The organism is Nonomuraea rhodomycinica (assembly GCF_013363995.1).
GTDB lineage: Bacteria > Actinomycetota > Actinomycetes > Streptosporangiales > Streptosporangiaceae > Nonomuraea > Nonomuraea rhodomycinica.
The window spans coordinates 195,543-208,807 of record NZ_JABWGO010000012.1; the positions used below are offsets into that span (position 1 = coordinate 195,543).

General features: G+C 71.3%; 24 protein-coding genes and 1 tRNA gene. 4 read left to right on the forward strand and 21 right to left on the reverse strand.

The window, feature by feature from the left end; all coding sequences use genetic code 11:
• Positions 1–90: 90 nt before the first annotated feature.
• The 21 genes from dnaN to HT134_RS36635 form a co-directional block, all read right to left on the reverse strand.
• Entirely contained in the window at positions 91–1,173 is a 1,083-nt protein-coding gene (gene dnaN / locus HT134_RS36535; protein WP_175605038.1) for a DNA polymerase III subunit beta, read from the reverse strand.
• Positions 1,170–1,550: a MazG-like family protein gene (locus HT134_RS36540; protein WP_217708785.1), complete on the reverse strand. Its 381-nt coding sequence runs from the start codon at positions 1,548–1,550 to the stop codon at positions 1,170–1,172. The genes dnaN and HT134_RS36540 overlap by 4 nt, the downstream gene beginning before the upstream one ends.
• Positions 1,547–1,990 (reverse strand): WhiB family transcriptional regulator, encoded by a 444-nt coding sequence (locus HT134_RS47900; protein WP_175605039.1) that lies wholly within the window; start codon positions 1,988–1,990, stop codon positions 1,547–1,549. Before HT134_RS47900 ends, HT134_RS36540 begins: the two co-directional genes overlap by 4 nt.
• Positions 1,987–2,268 (reverse strand): hypothetical protein, encoded by a 282-nt coding sequence (locus HT134_RS36550; protein ID WP_175605040.1) that lies wholly within the window; start codon positions 2,266–2,268, stop codon positions 1,987–1,989. The genes HT134_RS47900 and HT134_RS36550 overlap by 4 nt, the downstream gene beginning before the upstream one ends.
• Positions 2,265–2,945 (reverse strand): DNA cytosine methyltransferase, encoded by a 681-nt coding sequence (locus tag HT134_RS36555; RefSeq protein ID WP_175605041.1) that lies wholly within the window; start codon positions 2,943–2,945, stop codon positions 2,265–2,267. Before HT134_RS36555 ends, HT134_RS36550 begins: the two co-directional genes overlap by 4 nt.
• Positions 2,942–3,451, reverse strand: coding sequence for a hypothetical protein (locus tag HT134_RS36560; protein ID WP_175605042.1), 510 nt, complete (start codon positions 3,449–3,451; stop codon positions 2,942–2,944). The genes HT134_RS36555 and HT134_RS36560 overlap by 4 nt, the downstream gene beginning before the upstream one ends.
• A gap of 88 nt (positions 3,452–3,539) precedes the next feature.
• A complete protein-coding gene (locus HT134_RS36565; RefSeq protein ID WP_175605043.1) occupies positions 3,540–3,776 on the reverse strand; it encodes a hypothetical protein in 237 nt (78 codons plus the stop codon).
• Positions 3,776–4,015, reverse strand: coding sequence for a hypothetical protein (locus HT134_RS36570; protein ID WP_175605044.1), 240 nt, complete (start codon positions 4,013–4,015; stop codon positions 3,776–3,778). The genes HT134_RS36565 and HT134_RS36570 overlap by 1 nt, the downstream gene beginning before the upstream one ends.
• Positions 4,012–4,422 (reverse strand): DUF6197 family protein, encoded by a 411-nt coding sequence (locus tag HT134_RS36575; protein WP_175605045.1) that lies wholly within the window; start codon positions 4,420–4,422, stop codon positions 4,012–4,014. Before HT134_RS36575 ends, HT134_RS36570 begins: the two co-directional genes overlap by 4 nt.
• A complete protein-coding gene (locus HT134_RS36580) occupies positions 4,419–4,604 on the reverse strand; it encodes a hypothetical protein (protein ID WP_175605046.1) in 186 nt (61 codons plus the stop codon). Before HT134_RS36580 ends, HT134_RS36575 begins: the two co-directional genes overlap by 4 nt.
• Complete coding sequence (locus HT134_RS36585) at positions 4,601–4,810, reverse strand: hypothetical protein (RefSeq protein ID WP_175605047.1); 210 nt, start codon at positions 4,808–4,810, stop codon at positions 4,601–4,603. Before HT134_RS36585 ends, HT134_RS36580 begins: the two co-directional genes overlap by 4 nt.
• Positions 4,807–5,148 carry a hypothetical protein gene (locus tag HT134_RS36590; RefSeq protein ID WP_175605048.1) on the reverse strand — a complete coding sequence of 114 codons (342 nt, stop codon included), beginning with the start codon at positions 5,146–5,148 and terminating at the stop codon, positions 4,807–4,809. The genes HT134_RS36585 and HT134_RS36590 overlap by 4 nt, the downstream gene beginning before the upstream one ends.
• Positions 5,145–5,879, reverse strand: a complete 735-nt coding sequence (locus tag HT134_RS36595) for a 3'-5' exonuclease (protein ID WP_175605049.1) — start codon at positions 5,877–5,879, stop codon at positions 5,145–5,147. Before HT134_RS36595 ends, HT134_RS36590 begins: the two co-directional genes overlap by 4 nt.
• The gene (locus HT134_RS36600; protein ID WP_175605050.1) at positions 5,879–7,078 is read right to left on the reverse strand and encodes a recombination directionality factor; all 1,200 of its coding nucleotides are present in this window, start codon (positions 7,076–7,078) and stop codon (positions 5,879–5,881) included. The genes HT134_RS36595 and HT134_RS36600 overlap by 1 nt, the downstream gene beginning before the upstream one ends.
• On the reverse strand, positions 7,078–7,917 hold the full coding sequence (locus tag HT134_RS36605; protein WP_175605051.1) for a hypothetical protein: 840 nt from the start codon (positions 7,915–7,917) through the stop codon (positions 7,078–7,080). The genes HT134_RS36600 and HT134_RS36605 overlap by 1 nt, the downstream gene beginning before the upstream one ends.
• Positions 7,910–8,113: a hypothetical protein gene (locus HT134_RS36610; protein WP_175605052.1), complete on the reverse strand. Its 204-nt coding sequence runs from the start codon at positions 8,111–8,113 to the stop codon at positions 7,910–7,912. Before HT134_RS36610 ends, HT134_RS36605 begins: the two co-directional genes overlap by 8 nt.
• Before the next feature lie 106 nt (positions 8,114–8,219).
• The gene (locus tag HT134_RS36615; protein ID WP_175605053.1) at positions 8,220–8,402 is read right to left on the reverse strand and encodes a hypothetical protein; all 183 of its coding nucleotides are present in this window, start codon (positions 8,400–8,402) and stop codon (positions 8,220–8,222) included.
• Entirely contained in the window at positions 8,402–8,599 is a 198-nt protein-coding gene (locus tag HT134_RS36620; RefSeq protein ID WP_175605054.1) for a hypothetical protein, read from the reverse strand. The genes HT134_RS36615 and HT134_RS36620 overlap by 1 nt, the downstream gene beginning before the upstream one ends.
• Entirely contained in the window at positions 8,596–9,612 is a 1,017-nt protein-coding gene (locus HT134_RS36625; protein ID WP_175605055.1) for a hypothetical protein, read from the reverse strand. Before HT134_RS36625 ends, HT134_RS36620 begins: the two co-directional genes overlap by 4 nt.
• A gap of 74 nt (positions 9,613–9,686) precedes the next feature.
• A complete protein-coding gene (locus tag HT134_RS36630) occupies positions 9,687–9,935 on the reverse strand; it encodes a helix-turn-helix domain-containing protein (protein ID WP_175605056.1) in 249 nt (82 codons plus the stop codon).
• Positions 9,932–10,180, reverse strand: coding sequence for a hypothetical protein (locus tag HT134_RS36635; RefSeq protein WP_175605057.1), 249 nt, complete (start codon positions 10,178–10,180; stop codon positions 9,932–9,934). The genes HT134_RS36630 and HT134_RS36635 overlap by 4 nt, the downstream gene beginning before the upstream one ends.
• A 167-nt stretch (positions 10,181–10,347) precedes the next feature.
• On the opposite strand from HT134_RS36635, the gene HT134_RS36640 reads away from it, so the two are divergent.
• From HT134_RS36640 to HT134_RS36650, 4 genes are all read left to right on the forward strand, one after another.
• On the forward strand, positions 10,348–10,860 hold the full coding sequence (locus HT134_RS36640; protein ID WP_175605058.1) for a hypothetical protein: 513 nt from the start codon (positions 10,348–10,350) through the stop codon (positions 10,858–10,860).
• 123 nt (positions 10,861–10,983) lie between these two features.
• Positions 10,984–11,088: transfer RNA gene (locus HT134_RS36645), tRNA-Ser, on the forward strand.
• Between the two features lie 241 nt (positions 11,089–11,329).
• The gene (locus HT134_RS44950) at positions 11,330–11,965 is read left to right on the forward strand and encodes a hypothetical protein (protein WP_217708786.1); all 636 of its coding nucleotides are present in this window, start codon (positions 11,330–11,332) and stop codon (positions 11,963–11,965) included.
• Positions 11,938–13,167, forward strand: coding sequence for a hypothetical protein (locus HT134_RS36650; protein ID WP_217708787.1), 1,230 nt, complete (start codon positions 11,938–11,940; stop codon positions 13,165–13,167). Before HT134_RS44950 ends, HT134_RS36650 begins: the two co-directional genes overlap by 28 nt.
• The last annotated feature ends 98 nt before the right edge of the window (positions 13,168–13,265 follow it).

Here is a 13,265-nt window from a genome sequence, read left to right on the forward strand (position 1 = left end):
CGCATCTGGGCCCGGAAATGTAGAGCCTGGTGGGGGTGCCGCCGCAGTGCTTGCCTGCGGCGGCGTCCCAGCGCGTGCACGGGCGTGTCATCAGCTGACCCGGAGGCTCATGACGAGGCACCGGTAGGTGTCGTCGTCGGATCGGAACAGGGCGGGCTTGGTCGTCCCGTCCATGCCGATGCGGGCGGTGCCGTCGATGGCGTTGAGGGCGTCTAGCAGGTACTGCGACTGGAACGCGATCTGGATCGGGTTGCCGGCGAGCGTGCACCCGACGGTTTCGTTGCCGCGACCGACGTCAGCAGCGCCGGCGCGGACGAGCACCTGCTCGCGGTCGAAGGCGAGGTGGACGGCGGTAGTGCGCTCAGCCACGATGGCGATCCGCTTGACGGCGGTGGCGAGCGCTGCGGCGTCCACGCTGACGTTGATGGCCGCCTCGTGGGTGATGCGGGAGCGGTAGTCGATGAACTGGTCGTCGAGCAGCCGGACGGTGGTGTGGCGGTTGCCGCTGGTGAAGGAGGTGAGCCCGTCGCCGATGCCGATCTGCACGGTGCCGTGGCCGAGCCCCTTGGCGATGTCCTGGAGCTGCCGGGCGGGGATGAGCTGGCCGAACGGCGCGCCGTTCGGCTGCCAGATGAGGTCGCGGGCGGCGATCCTGTACCGGTCGGTGGCGGCGAGGGTGAGCTGGTCGCCGTCGGCGTCGACGCGGATGCCGGTGAGCATGGGGAGGGTGTCGTCGCGGCCGGCGGCGGGGGCGACTTGGGAGACGGCGGCGGCGAACTGGTCGGCGTCGATGCTGCCGACGGTGTCGGGCAGCTCGGGCAGGGTGGGGTAGTCCTCGACCGGGAGGGTGGGGAGGGCGAATTCGGCTCGTCCGCAGGTGAGGACGGCTTCGGCGTCGGTGGCGGTGAGGTTGAGCATGGCCCGGTCGGGGAGCGCCTTGGCGACCTCGGCGAGGACGCGGCCGGGCAGGAGGAGGAGGCCGGGCTCGGCGACGTCGGCGGGGATGGTGCCGCGGACGCTGATGTCGTAGTCGAACGCCGAGACGTCGAGCTGGTCGTCGTGGGCGGCGATGAGAAGGCCGGACAGGACGGGGATGCTGGGCCGGGTGGGGATGGCGCGGGCGGCCCAGGCGACGGTGTCGGCGAGCAGCTTGGGGTCGATGGTCAGCTTCATGCTGCGGGCTCCGCGGTGGTGAAGAGGGTGAGCTGGGTGTCGGGCTGGGCGGCGAAGCGGGGCGCCTGCTTGGCCAGGTGGGCGTCAAGCGCGGCCCGGGCGGTGTCGGCGTCGCCGGTGATGGTGGCCAGCGCGACCAGGGCGGTGATGGCAACGTCGCACAGCTCGTCGGCGACGTCCTGCCGGGTGTGGGTGACGCCCTTGCGGGGGTTCTGGCCGACGGTGCCGATGTAGGCGGCGGCGACTTCGCCGGCCTCCTCGACGAGCTTGAGGAGCCGCATGGACGTCTCGTGGTCGCTGCGGCCGTTGGCGGCGTCGACCCAAGCGAGGGCGTTGCCGATGTGCTGCCACAGGCCGGGCTGGACGGTGGTGGTCATGCCGAGGTCCTTTCGGGCTGGAGGAGGCGCTGGCGGGGTGTGGTGGCGGCCCAGATGCCGTCCCACTGCGGGTTGCGGGTCACCCAGTCGAGGCAGTCGTGGAGGACGGGGCAGCCGCGGCATACGGCTTTGGCCTGCTCGACCTGCGGGTGGTCGTCGCTGGAGGTGATCGGGAAGAACAGTTCGGGGTCTGCGCTGCGGCATGCTGCGTCGTCCCGCCAGTTGCCGCCGCGCTGGGACCGCGTCGATGGGGGTTCCTGTTCGGGGCGGCTGTGACGGCTGGTCTTCTGCCAGGCGTGGTCGCCTTTGACGGACGGCCACTGGTGGAGGGTGCCGGCGTTGTGGTGGGCGGTGTAGCAGGTGCGGCAGAGGCCGCGTCCGCCGTGGTAGCCGTCTTGTCCGCAGTCGCGGCAGGTGATGGGGACGGGCTTGCCGCTCATGCCGCCACCCCGGTCCGGGTTTGGGCGGCGTAGCGCTCGACGGAGCGGACGGTCACTTCGAGCCTCGCGGCGATCTCCTGCTTGGAGAGGCCGCGCTCGCGGAGTTCGAGGTAGGTCTCGATCCGCCACAGGCGGGGCAGGCCAGCGCCGAGGGGCGGGTACTGGTCGAGCGTTCCGGCCTTGCGGTGGCGGCGCCAGCAGGTGTGCCGGAGTCCTCGGCCGTTGTGGGGGCCGAGTTTGTGGCAGCAGCGGCAGGCGACTTCGATGCCGAGGCTCATCCGACGATCACCGCCTCGGCGCCGAGGTAGGCCATCAGCGCCCCGCCGATGAGTCGGGTGTATGCGGGCGGGATCGCCTCGGCGATCTCCTTACGGACACCGGTCCAGTCGATCCCCATTGCCTGCTGCCACTGCGTGACCGTGCCCTTGCCGCCGCCTTCGCCGTACACGGCGAAGTACGGGCCCTCGAACCACTGGCCGTGTCGCAGGCCGGCCACCCGGCCGCGGTGCTTGATGTGCTCGGGCTGCGGCATGGTCCAGCCGCCGAGCTCGAAGTTGCGATGCCGGATGACAGCGAGCCCGAACATCTCGCCGCACAGAGTGACGTCGACCCGCATCCGCTTCGATGCGCGGCCGGGCGGCTGCTCGATGATGTACGGGCGCCCGATCGACTCGGCCACCTGCCTGGTCGGTTCCAGCAGGTCGGGGTAGGTGAACTTTCCGGCGTTGGTGCCTGCGGTGAGAGTGCAGTCGTGTTGGCAGGGCGGGCTGTAGTGGGCGGCGTCAAATTCGTGGCCGTGCTGCTTGGCGAACTCGATGGCGTCGCCCTGGTGGAATTCGAAGGGGTAGTTGGGCTGCGGGTTGATGTCGACACCGATGACTTCGAATCCGGCGAGGTGATAGCCCATGGCGGCGCCGCCTGCTCCGCAGAAGCCGTCGAGGATGCGCTTCTTCACGCGACGCTCACCGCCTCGGGCCAGGCGACGCGGTCGAGCGCGGTCCGGTTCTTGGCCGGCATGTCGCACAGCGGCGCGCCGAGGTGGTGGAGGCCGAGAGCCATGAGGACCACGGCGTCGGCCGCGTTGTCGTCGCCTCGGGTCTGCCAGCTCGGCCACCGTCGGGCGACCGCGTCCACCACTTCGGTCTTGCGGGCGTTGTGCTTGCCGGTGGCGTAGATGCTGCGCAGGTTCGGAAGCACCTCGACCACTGGGATCTCCCAGCCGTGGAGGCGGTGGACGATGCGCCACCACAGTCCGGCCCGCTCGTGGGCGCCGCCGCCGTGCCGGCTGTAGGCGGGGGCTTCGATGACGACGAGATTGACGTCGGGGCCGATGAAGTCGGTGATGCGGTCGGCCAGGCGGGTGATGGCGGGCTCCCGCTCGTGGAGGGGCATGCTGGTGATGCCGGTCTCGCCGGTGGTGTCGCACCAGCCGCTGCTGGAGGCGATCCCTGTGCCGGTCAAGGAGACATCCAGGCCATACACGCGGGGGGTGGCCGGGGCCCCACCCCCGATGGTGGGGGCCCCGGACGTCGTGAGGTGCTGGGTCATGTCACGCCTCCAGCAGGCGGGTGGTGGCGGTCGGGGTGGGCTCGCCGTGCTGCTGCGTGGCGAGGAGGATGCCGGTGGCGATGAGCGCGATGCCGATGCCGGCGAGGACGGCGAGCAGCCAGGGGGCGCGTCGACGGGCGGCGGCCAGGATCTGCGGGAGGCAGTCGCACGGGTCGAGGTCGTCGACCTCGGCGTGGATGGCGGCGCGCAGGGCGGACTCGTGGGTGACGTCGTGCATCACGCCCCCTTGCGGATGGTGCTGAGCTCGGGGTGGTCGGCGAGGAGCCGCAGGAACAGCGCCTCCGGGTCGTGGACGGCGAGCATCCCGGCCATCTGGATGCGGTCGTGCCGGCGGCGCGCGGCGGCGTCCCGCTGCTGCCGCTGCCGGGCGCGCCGGTTCGGGTTGTGGAAGTGGCCGATCGCGGCGGCGGCGCATGCGGCGGCGACGGCGAGGATGCACAGCGTGTGCGGGGTCACGCCGTCACCTCGCTGGCGGCGGCGCGCATGGCCTCTACGACCTGCTCGGCGGTGCGGTCCTCGTCGTCGTTCCACAGGGCGATGAGGTCGATCAGCTCCCGGCGGGACATGTCCTCCGGCGGGGTGAACGGGAGGACGTGGCCAGCGAGCGCGCGAAGGGCGGTGAGCGCGGCGGCGCGGCGGGCAAGCCAACGCGTGTTCTCGTCGGGGTCGTTGTAGACGGGGGTGTGTCCGTCCTGCCAGTCGGAGGCGTCGAGGGCGCAGGCGTGGGCGATGGCTCCGGCGGTGCAGAAGCCGCCGTCGATGGGGTCGGTGTAGTCGCCCTTGCACAGGTCCCAGTCGTCGATGGTGTCGGCGGCGCGCTGGAGGACGGCGCTGATGGCGAGGTCGAGGGTGTCGGCGGTCACCGCGCACCCCCGGTCCGCGACTCGCGGAAGCTGGCCAGCCAGGTGCCGGCCGTGGCTGCGGCGAAGCCGGCGACGAGGACGGCGTCGGCGGCGGTGTTGCCGGGGTCGGCGATCAGCATGTAGAGCGCGCCGGCGAGCGCGCCCGGGGCGGCGGCTGCGGCGATGGCGAGGATGAGCTTCATGGGTGTGTCCTTGGGGTTGCGTGGCGGGGCCTGTGCGGCCTGAGGTGGGCCGCCCGGGAGAGGGCGGCCAGGGAGCGGCGGGCCAGCCGGGCGCGCCGCTTCAGGAAGGCGAGCAGGGTGCGGGCTGCGGCGCGGACGGCCGGGCGGCACCAGATGCCGCCGGCCAGCCCGGCCAGGAAGGACAGCCCGTGCAGCAGGTCGATCACGACTCGGACAGGGCCCGCCGCTGCGGCAGCGCGACCGGGCGCGTCACCGGCTCCTCCGCCGGCTGCTCCCGCTCGGTCATCTCGATCTCGATGTGGCGGCGCCACCGGTCCGCCCGCTTGCGGGCCTCGACCGCGGCCTCGTCGTAGCGTTCCGCCAGCCGCTGGTGCTCGGCGGCGATGGCCCGCTCCTGGCCGCCGCGCTGGGCGAGCGCGTCGGCGTCCTCATCGGCCTGCGCCATCCACCGGTGGAGCCGGTCGAGTACCGCGTCGCGGTCCTCGAGCGGGGGCGGCTCGCCGGGCCCGAACTGCCGGACGGCCGGTTCGAAGATGCTGGTCATGCCTCGACCCCCTGAGGTGTGGTGGTGAACGGGATGAGCGGCCACTCCTCGCGCACGTCGCCGTGCGGCTTGCCCTGCTGGGCCAGGTAGTCGCGGAAGCTGCGCGCCTGCTCGGCCTTCGCCTTCACCTGGAGGGCGTGCAGGTCGTGCAGCGGCATGCCGGCGATGCGCGGGTTCCGCTGGGCGATCCGGTAGGCGACCCGGGCGGCGGCGATCGCGTCATGGCTCGCGTCGTGGGCGCCGTCGATGCGCACCCCGTAGTGGCTGCACAGGTCGGTCAGCTTGCGCGAGCCCTTGCGGTAGCGGTCGATCGCCTTGTCGAGCACGTACACGTCGATCGCGACCGGTTGGGCGGCGGCGAGCCGGTCGCCGAACGGCTCCAGCCCGTGCCGGCGGGTTTCGCGGTCGAGCAGGGTGAAGTCGTAGACGACGTTGCAGCCGACGATCGGGACGCCGTCGTACACGCGCTGCATGAGGGTGTCGGCGAGCAGCCCAGTCACGACGGCGGGGTCGTCGCCGTGCTCGCGGGCGTGCTCGGTGGTGATGCCGTGGATGGCGGTCGCCTGCTCGGGGATGTCGATGCCGGGGTTGGCGAGCAGCGTCTTGGTTTGGGCTTCGCCGGTGGTGCCGTTGATGAGGGAGACGCAGCCGGTGACGATCCGCGCGGTGTCGACGTGGACCCCGGTGCTTTCAAGGTCGAAGGCGCACAGCATGCCCTTGTGCCAGCTCATCAGGAGGTCGCCCCCTCGGTGAGCTCGCCCGCACGCAGCTTGGCCAGGAACGTGGAGAGGTCGCCCGGGCCGGCGGAGGCGGGGTCGAGTCCGCTCATGGTCTGCGCGAACGCGGTGTTGAGCTCGGAGGTGGTGCCGGGCCAGGCGGCGACGATCTGCTGCCACACCAGATCGGCGTCCTCGCTGTCCTGCTGGGCGGCCACCCGCTCGAGACGCGGCGGCGCAGTCGGGGCCACCGGCGCGGTAGTCGGGGCACTCAGCTCGGCGCGGCGGCGCATAAACGCGACCGCGACCGGGTCCTTCTGGTCCTGCAGGTTCCGGGCGAAGCCGGCGTGCTGGGCCGCGGCCAGGTTGGTGGAAAGATCGTCCAGGGACTGCGAGCCCTGCGCGGCAGCGACGAAGTCCTCGGCCGTCGGCTTGACGGCCGGGCGAGGCGCCTCGAGGGCCGCCGCGCCTCCCTGCTCCACCTCCGGCCGCAGCTGCCCGCCGCCGACCGGCACGGTCTGCGCAGCACCGGCCAGCACCTGCCCGGCCGTGCTCCCGCGCAGCTCGACCGCGACCACGGGGAACTGCTTCGTCTTGCCCTGCGCGACCCGGGTGCGCTGCTCGATGCGCAGCCGCACGGGGATCAGCGCGTCGAGGCCAATCGACCCCTTCAGCACGTCCACGGCGGCGGCGATCTCGTTGGCGGAGTGGTAGCTGTGCGTCTCGACCCGCCAGGCGCCGATGTCCGGCATCTCGGGCAGGATGACGTTGAGCCGAGTCGTCATCTTGCACGCCAGGTCGCGCGGCGCGACCTCGTGGAAGTTCTCGCCCCACTGCGCCCGGCACAGGCAGGGCGAGTCGGACAGGGTCTCCGTCATGCCGTCGCAGCGGCGCTGCGCTCCGCCCTTCGTCCACGTCTCGTACGCCTGGGAGAGCGGGTCGCCGGGCGGGAGGATCGCGTCGAGGCTGCTGGTCTGGGTGATGACCCGCCACTGGGCGGCGCCGTTGCCCTGGGGCTGCCACTTCTCGACCTGGCCGCCCCAGATGTCGGCGGCGGCCTGCACGTAGTGCTCGGCGTGGCTGGTGACGATCCAGGTCTGGGAGCGGACCGCGCGGGGCCGCTTGTTCGGGTCGTCGTTGGGGACGCTGTAGCCGGTGCGCAGGCGGCCGAGTTCGCGCGCCTGCCGCTGGAGGGTGATGATGCGGGAGCCCATCAGGCGGCTGCCTTCCTGGTACGGGGCTTGCGGGCAGGGGTGTTGATCGGCTTGCACGGCTTCATGTCGAGGCCGTGCAGCACGTAGGAGGCCTGCAGAAGGCCGAGGAAGCCGGCGTGCAGTTCCCGGCTGGTGGGCACGGGGACGAAGCCGTAGTTGGTGGAGCGCAGGTTGAGGATGGCCGTGCCGACGAATTCCGGGATGGGGTGCTCGCTGTCGTCCGGGGCGAGCGCGAGCTCGGCGTAGCGGAGGGCGGACAGCTGGAGCGGGTGGTCGCGGTAGACAGTGGTGGCCGGCTTGGTGAGCGACGTCTTGATGTCGATCAGCCACAGGCCATCGGGGTGGCCGCCGGGCAGGCCCTTGAGCCGCATCCACAGGTCGGCGGTGCCGCCGTAGCGGTGGGTGCGGTCGAGGACGGTCACCTCGACGGCTTCAAGATCGGTGGCGAGGTTGACGCCGAAGTCGTCGAGGAACAGCCGGTACTGGTCGACGAACGGCTGGGCCTCCTCGTCGGGCTCGGCCGGGGCGCCGAGGGCGTGGGCTTCGGCGAGGGCGTGCACGCGGGTGCCGAGGTCGCGGCGGGATTCCCAGACGGTCTTGTGCTCGGCCTTGGCTGCCTTGATGAAGGCATCCATGGCGCTGGGGTTGCGGCTGGCGCGGATGGCGGCCGGGAGGTTGTCGGCGAAGTACTCGGCGGTGACCTTGGCGGCGGCCGGGGCGAGCGCGGGCTTGTTGAGGGTGTTGAGGACGTTGGTGACGCTGACGTAGAGATCGCCGGTGGCGGGGTCCTCGTAGTAGCGGCCGTTGTCGGTGTCGCGGGCGTGCTTGGGATTAGTCACGGTCGCGCCTTTCGTCCTCGTAGCCGAGCTCGGCCTCGTGGTCGAGGCGGGGCCCGCCCCGCCAGGTCGGCCGGGGCCGGGCCTGGGCGGGGAAGGCGTCGTACGGGTGCTCGTGAGGGTCGCCGAGGCTGGCGAGGTACTCGCTGATCTCGTCCTCGGACGGCAGCCCCTCGTACTCGGGGGTGAAGGTGCTCACCGGCAGCTCCCGCAGGTGGTGGTCGTGCGCAAGTTGACGTGGCCCTTCCGGCAGATCCAGGTGGAGGAGGTGCCGGGCGGCAGCCACGGCAGCTTCGGCGTGCGGCTCACTGGTCACCGCCGTTCAGGTGGTCGCGCCAGTTGAGGAGTTCGGTGGCCGGCGAGCACAGCCGCTCGACGACGGCGGGGTCGACCTCGGCGGTCAGGAAGGCGGCGAACCGCTGGGCCTCCTGCTCGTCGGTGAACGGCCCGAACGGGATGCGCTGCTCGGGGAGGCGGACGATCCACATCAGCGACCACCCCACCGGCGGGCCTTGACGGTGACCTCGGTGTCGGGGTTCACGTCCACCTGGCGGGCGCGGCCGTGCGCGGTCAAGTCCTGGTAGCGGACGCCGCTGGCGCCGAGCTTCGTGACGCGGACCGGCCGACCTTCGGCCCAGTCGGGGTTGGTGACGACGTCGTCGTCGCGCAGGTCGCGGATCTTCATCGGGTCACCGCCACGGGGGTCACGTCGTAGTCGGCGTTCTCGCGGGCGTGGCGGGCCCGGGCGAGGGCCTCGTCGCGGGCCTGGCTGGCGGCCTTGACGCGGTCGTCGTAGGGGTCGTGCTTGGCCAGGTCGATCGCCTGGCCCGGGGTGACGTTGAACAGGCGGGCGATCTGGGCGGCGAGGAGCATGGTGCGCTGGTGGCCGCCGCCGGCGTCGCTGCTGTGCTCGTCCACGTACGTGGCGAGCGCGGCGGTGATGCGATCCGACGCGTCGTCGGTGCGGGCCCCCTCGACCAGCTCCGTCACCTGCTGGTGGGCGGCGTGCTGCTCGACGTCCGAGATCGGGGTGGGGCTGGCGTGCGCCATCTCGGCGGCGAGCGTCTGCATCGCCCATCGGAGCGCGGCGCCGACGGCGTCGTGGTGGCGGGCGGCGCGGGCGGCGATGATGCGCAGCGCCCGCTCGACCGGGTTGCCCTGCGACGGGGTGGCGAGCCCAGCCGCGTCGAGGTCGCCGAGCGCGTCGGCGATCAGCTTGTTGGCGGTGCCGGGCACCTCGTGCAGGGGCAGGTTGGGCCGGCCGATGCGGATCGCGGTCTGGAGAGCCCCGTCGAGGATGTGGCTGCCGAACTCGTCGGCGCGGCTGGCGGCGTACCCGGCGAGCGCGGTGATGATCTGGTGGGCCGGAGCGGACCCGGTATACCGGGTTGACCGCCACTCCCGCCGGTCCTCGTCGGAGACGGCCGGCAGATACCGCTGGATCAGTCGGGCGGCGCCGCCGGTCAGCCCGGTCAGCTCGCCGGTGACGAAGCTCGCGAGCAAGTTCCGGCGGTACGGGGGCAGCTCGTTCAGGTAGGTGAGCATGGTGAGCGCCTGCCGGTCGCGGGCGGTCATGTGGGTGATGCGCTTGCCGCCGAGCCGCTGGAGGGCGTCGGTGGCGTCGAGGATGTCGGCGGGCGCCAGCTCGATGGTGGTGCGCTCGTTGGTGGTGTCGGTGTGGTCTGCGAGAATGGTCACGATCTCGTCCTTCGCTCGAGTAGGGATGTGATCGGCGGGGCTCGGCCGGTGACAGCGGTCGGGCCTCGCGGCTTTTACGGGGTGGGGTTGTGCACGCGGGGCAGGTTGGCGACGTACGCCAGGAGCGCGGAGGCCGGGACGCGCAGCAGGGTGCGGGTGCTGCCCTGTCCGGCCACGTCCACGGCCTCGAGGAGGCCGTCGCGAATGCGGTCGTAGACTGCGTCCCTGCTGTCGAGGCCGAGCTGTTCGCACACCTGGGGGATGGTCAGCAGCAAGGGGAGCTGGAACTGCGTGTCGGCGGTCTTGCTCTTGGCGCGCTTCACGACGCGACCTGCTCGTCCACGTCGAAGAGGGCTTCGATCTGCTCGCGTACGGTGTCGTCGCCGAGCAGCCGGAGGATCCCGATCACGTAAGGGCCCGACAGGTCCTTGGTCTTGCCGGTGATGACGCGGTTGTGGATGGAGACGTGGACCCCGATGGCGCGGGCCTGGGCGCTCTGCGAGTCGAGGCCGAGCGCGGCGGCCTGATCTGCGAATTCGTCGCGGCGCAGCTTGACGTTGTGCGCCATGGCACCTCCTAGTTGAAGCTCGAACTTTGCTGTGGAGAGAAGCTGTGCCTGGAATCTAGTCTTCTCTGTTCAGAGAAGCAATAGGGAAGTCAAGATTCTTTGCGCTACAAATCAGGGCTTTCACATGGGTAAACCTGGACAGTCAGGCTTCGGTGCCCTCAGCGGCCATGTTGTGGGAAGTGATCAGCGCGCTATCATCATTGCTCGTGGGCAAAATGGCAGGTCAGCTAGGCGCTTGGCTGCGCCAGGAGCTGACGCGACGCGGCTACGACCTCGCCAAGGGCGGGCAGTCGCAATTTGCGCGCGAAGCGGACGTGCACGTCTCGATCATCAACCGGGTCGTCAACAAGGGCCAAGGTGTCGAGATCGACGTCCTACGACGGATCGGCCGGGCACTCGGCTTCAACGTCGGCGAGATGCTGGTGCTCGCTGGGCAGGTCGAGCGTGACGAGTTGCCGGTCCGCCCTCCGGAGGAACTGGAAGAGGCGTCTCATCCCGAGCCTGCGCCGGACACCAACCCGTACAGCGACCCGTACGAGCGTCAGGTGTGGGAGATGGAAGGGCTGTCGGAGTTCGTCCGCCGCTCGATGATCGTGGCCATGCAGAGCGCGATCCGGATGGAGGAGGAAGAGGACAAGCGGCCGAACGCCGACGTCCGACAGTTCCGCCGGCCCTCCTGATGGCGGTGGGGGTCCTGGTCGCCCGCCGAGACGTTGCTCTCTGTAATCTGCATCCTCGAGACCGTCTGTGTGCGTCAGGCGTGCGTCAAGAGGTGTCGACACCAGTCGACACCAGTCGACACGGGGCGACAGTTTTCGCAGGTAGAGAAGCATCTGCAGAGTTCTCACCTGGGGTTACTGTCTTCGTTCACACCGAAGAGGTCACTGGTTCGATCCCAGTATCGCCCACCGCGAAGAGGCAGAAGGGGCTCCGGAGATGTCCGGGGCCCCTTCTCGCATGCTCTCCCACCACAGGCATCCCCGTCGCCGGCGCGCCCCGCCCCCTGTGCTGCCGGCCCGAACGTGCGGCGCGCGCATTCACCCGATCGGCACTCCATCGCCCAGGACCCGCCCCTCCCGGGTGATCATGGGGCGCTAATTCGTATTAGCTTATTGACACGCGTGACCCCGCTGCGTGACCGTGTGCGCCATGCTCACTCGCCGAACCCTCCTGACCGGCGCCGGCGCGGCCGCCCTGTCCGCCGCCCTGCCGACCGGCCGCGCCGAGGCCCTCGCGCTCGCCACGCTGCCCCCCGGAGCCCCCGACCGCCGGCTCTTCGCCCCCGCCGAGCAGCGCTTCGCGACGTATCTGACCACCCTCGCCCCGATGGTCCACGACATGGACGCCTCCGGCTTCTTCGCCGGCGGCTGGTGGCGCAGCCCGGCGGCGCCGTACAACGCCCGCGTGCAGGAGCACGTCTACACGCTGGCCTGGTTCCTCACCCAGCGGCGGGCCTGGAACCCGTACTCGGGCGACCCGGCGCTCCAGAGTGCCCTCGACGCGGCGCTCGGCCACTACCTGAGCCTGCAGCACGCCGACGGATCGTTCCCGAGTACTCCAGAGGCGAGCACGGGCTCGCCCCCACCGGCTTCGCGCTGGGCTACCTCAGCAAGACCCTCGCCCTGCTGCGCCAGGCCAAGGTCCTGCCCGCCCGTCAGCCCCAGCTCGCCGCGGCGCTCAACAAGGCGGCCGCCTGGCTGCTCGACGGCTCGAACCGGTCGGCCTGGGGAAGCACACTGGCGTACGCCAACCAGACCATGGCCGGTCTCGCGGGCGCCGCCCTGACCCTGCGCCTGGACCCCGATCCGGCGCTGCAGGGGCAGCTCACCGACGCCTTCGCCCGCATGGCCCGCACCGGCCAGAGCCCCGCGGGCTTCTTCTACGAGAAGTCGGGGCCGGACCAGAACTACAACTTCGAGGTCATGCTCCCCGAGATGGCCGACGCCTGGCGCCAGTCGGGCGACCCGCACCTGGTGCGGATGGCCGCCAGGTACGCCGACTGGCTCGGCTACAACCTGCTGCGCGAGCCCGACGGGTCCGGCTGGCTGACCAACGTCGCGTCGTCCTCGCGGACCAGCACCCGCTTCTACGACGACGTCCGGCCCGACCCGGAGCGGACCGCGCTGGCCAGCCAGTTCGTGCCGGAGGTGCCCGCGCTGGCCGCCTTCCTGTCCGCGCGCGAGGACCTGGCCGCCGCCCGCGCCGCCTGGGCCGCGGATCCCTCGCCGGTTCCCGTGCTGGCCAAGCAGGACACCTCGCCGCGCATCCTCACCCACGCCCTCTACGGCGAGCGCCATCCGCTTCGCGCGGACAAGGACGCGGCCGTCGCCGCCCTGCCCTACCTCCGCTCCAAGCGGTTCGAGGAGATCCGCGGCGACGACGGGCAGGAGTTCTTCTTCATCCGGCGGCCCAACCTGTACCTGGGCGGCTGCTTCGGCACCAGACGGTCCAGCTCCTTCCCCCGCACCGGGCTGAGCTTCCTGTGGCATCCGGTCGCCGGGACGATCATCCAGTCGCTGAACGACAACAGCCACGCGTGCTGGGCGACGGTCTTCCCCGGCCAGCGGCCCGACGCCGACGGCCCCATGCCGGTGGACCTCCTCGGCGGCGACCCCTACCGGCTGCGCTTCCACACGCCGGACTCCTCGGTGGTCACCGACGTCCGGATCACCGGCGGCCAGATCCGCCGCTCGGTCCAGGCGGTCTCGGCGGCCACCGAACAGATCCCGATCGTCGTGCACCCCACCGACCAGGTCACCTTCACCGACGGCACGGCCGCGCCGTACGGCGGCTCGGCGACCGCGACCGCCGACGGGTTCGAGCTGCGCCGCGGCGGGGGAGTGGTCCGCTTCAGCTGGGGCACGGCACGGCCGGCCACCTTCGCCGTCACCTCGGTGTCCTACCTGCGGGACGGCAGGCGGCGCCTGCACGTGCTCCGGGTGCCGCACGACGGCGCCATCGAGGTCACGATCACGTTCGACTTCTGACCCTCTGCTAATCCGCATTACTCCCGCGCCGCCTCTTGACGGTGACGAAACGCATGCTGAACACTCACTGTCACGCTAATGCGCATTACTGCAGGGGA

Excerpts from the sequence above, each read along its gene's own strand:
- dnaN (WP_175605038.1), bottom strand. The coding sequence starts at position 1,173 with ATGAAGCTGACCATCGACCCCAAGCTGCTCGCCGACACCGTCGCCTGG.
- HT134_RS36540 (WP_217708785.1), bottom strand. The coding sequence starts at position 1,550 with ATGACCACCACCGTCCAGCCCGGCCTGTGGCAGCACATCGGCAACGCC.
- HT134_RS47900 (WP_175605039.1), bottom strand. The coding sequence starts at position 1,990 with ATGAGCGGCAAGCCCGTCCCCATCACCTGCCGCGACTGCGGACAAGAC.
- HT134_RS36550 (WP_175605040.1), bottom strand. The coding sequence starts at position 2,268 with ATGAGCCTCGGCATCGAAGTCGCCTGCCGCTGCTGCCACAAACTCGGC.
- HT134_RS36565 (WP_175605043.1), bottom strand. The coding sequence starts at position 3,776 with ATGCACGACGTCACCCACGAGTCCGCCCTGCGCGCCGCCATCCACGCC.
- HT134_RS36580 (WP_175605046.1), bottom strand. The coding sequence starts at position 4,604 with ATGAAGCTCATCCTCGCCATCGCCGCAGCCGCCGCCCCGGGCGCGCTC.
- HT134_RS36590 (WP_175605048.1), bottom strand. The coding sequence starts at position 5,148 with ATGACCAGCATCTTCGAACCGGCCGTCCGGCAGTTCGGGCCCGGCGAG.
- HT134_RS36595 (WP_175605049.1), bottom strand. The coding sequence starts at position 5,879 with ATGAGCTGGCACAAGGGCATGCTGTGCGCCTTCGACCTTGAAAGCACC.
- HT134_RS36600 (WP_175605050.1), bottom strand. The coding sequence starts at position 7,078 with ATGGGCTCCCGCATCATCACCCTCCAGCGGCAGGCGCGCGAACTCGGC.
- HT134_RS36615 (WP_175605053.1), bottom strand. The coding sequence starts at position 8,402 with ATGTGGATCGTCCGCCTCCCCGAGCAGCGCATCCCGTTCGGGCCGTTC.
- HT134_RS36620 (WP_175605054.1), bottom strand. The coding sequence starts at position 8,599 with ATGAAGATCCGCGACCTGCGCGACGACGACGTCGTCACCAACCCCGAC.
- HT134_RS36635 (WP_175605057.1), bottom strand. The coding sequence starts at position 10,180 with ATGGCGCACAACGTCAAGCTGCGCCGCGACGAATTCGCAGATCAGGCC.
- HT134_RS36640 (WP_175605058.1), top strand. The coding sequence starts at position 10,348 with ATGTTGTGGGAAGTGATCAGCGCGCTATCATCATTGCTCGTGGGCAAA.
- HT134_RS44950 (WP_217708786.1), top strand. The coding sequence starts at position 11,330 with ATGCTCACTCGCCGAACCCTCCTGACCGGCGCCGGCGCGGCCGCCCTG.
- HT134_RS36650 (WP_217708787.1), top strand. The coding sequence starts at position 11,938 with ATGGCCGGTCTCGCGGGCGCCGCCCTGACCCTGCGCCTGGACCCCGAT.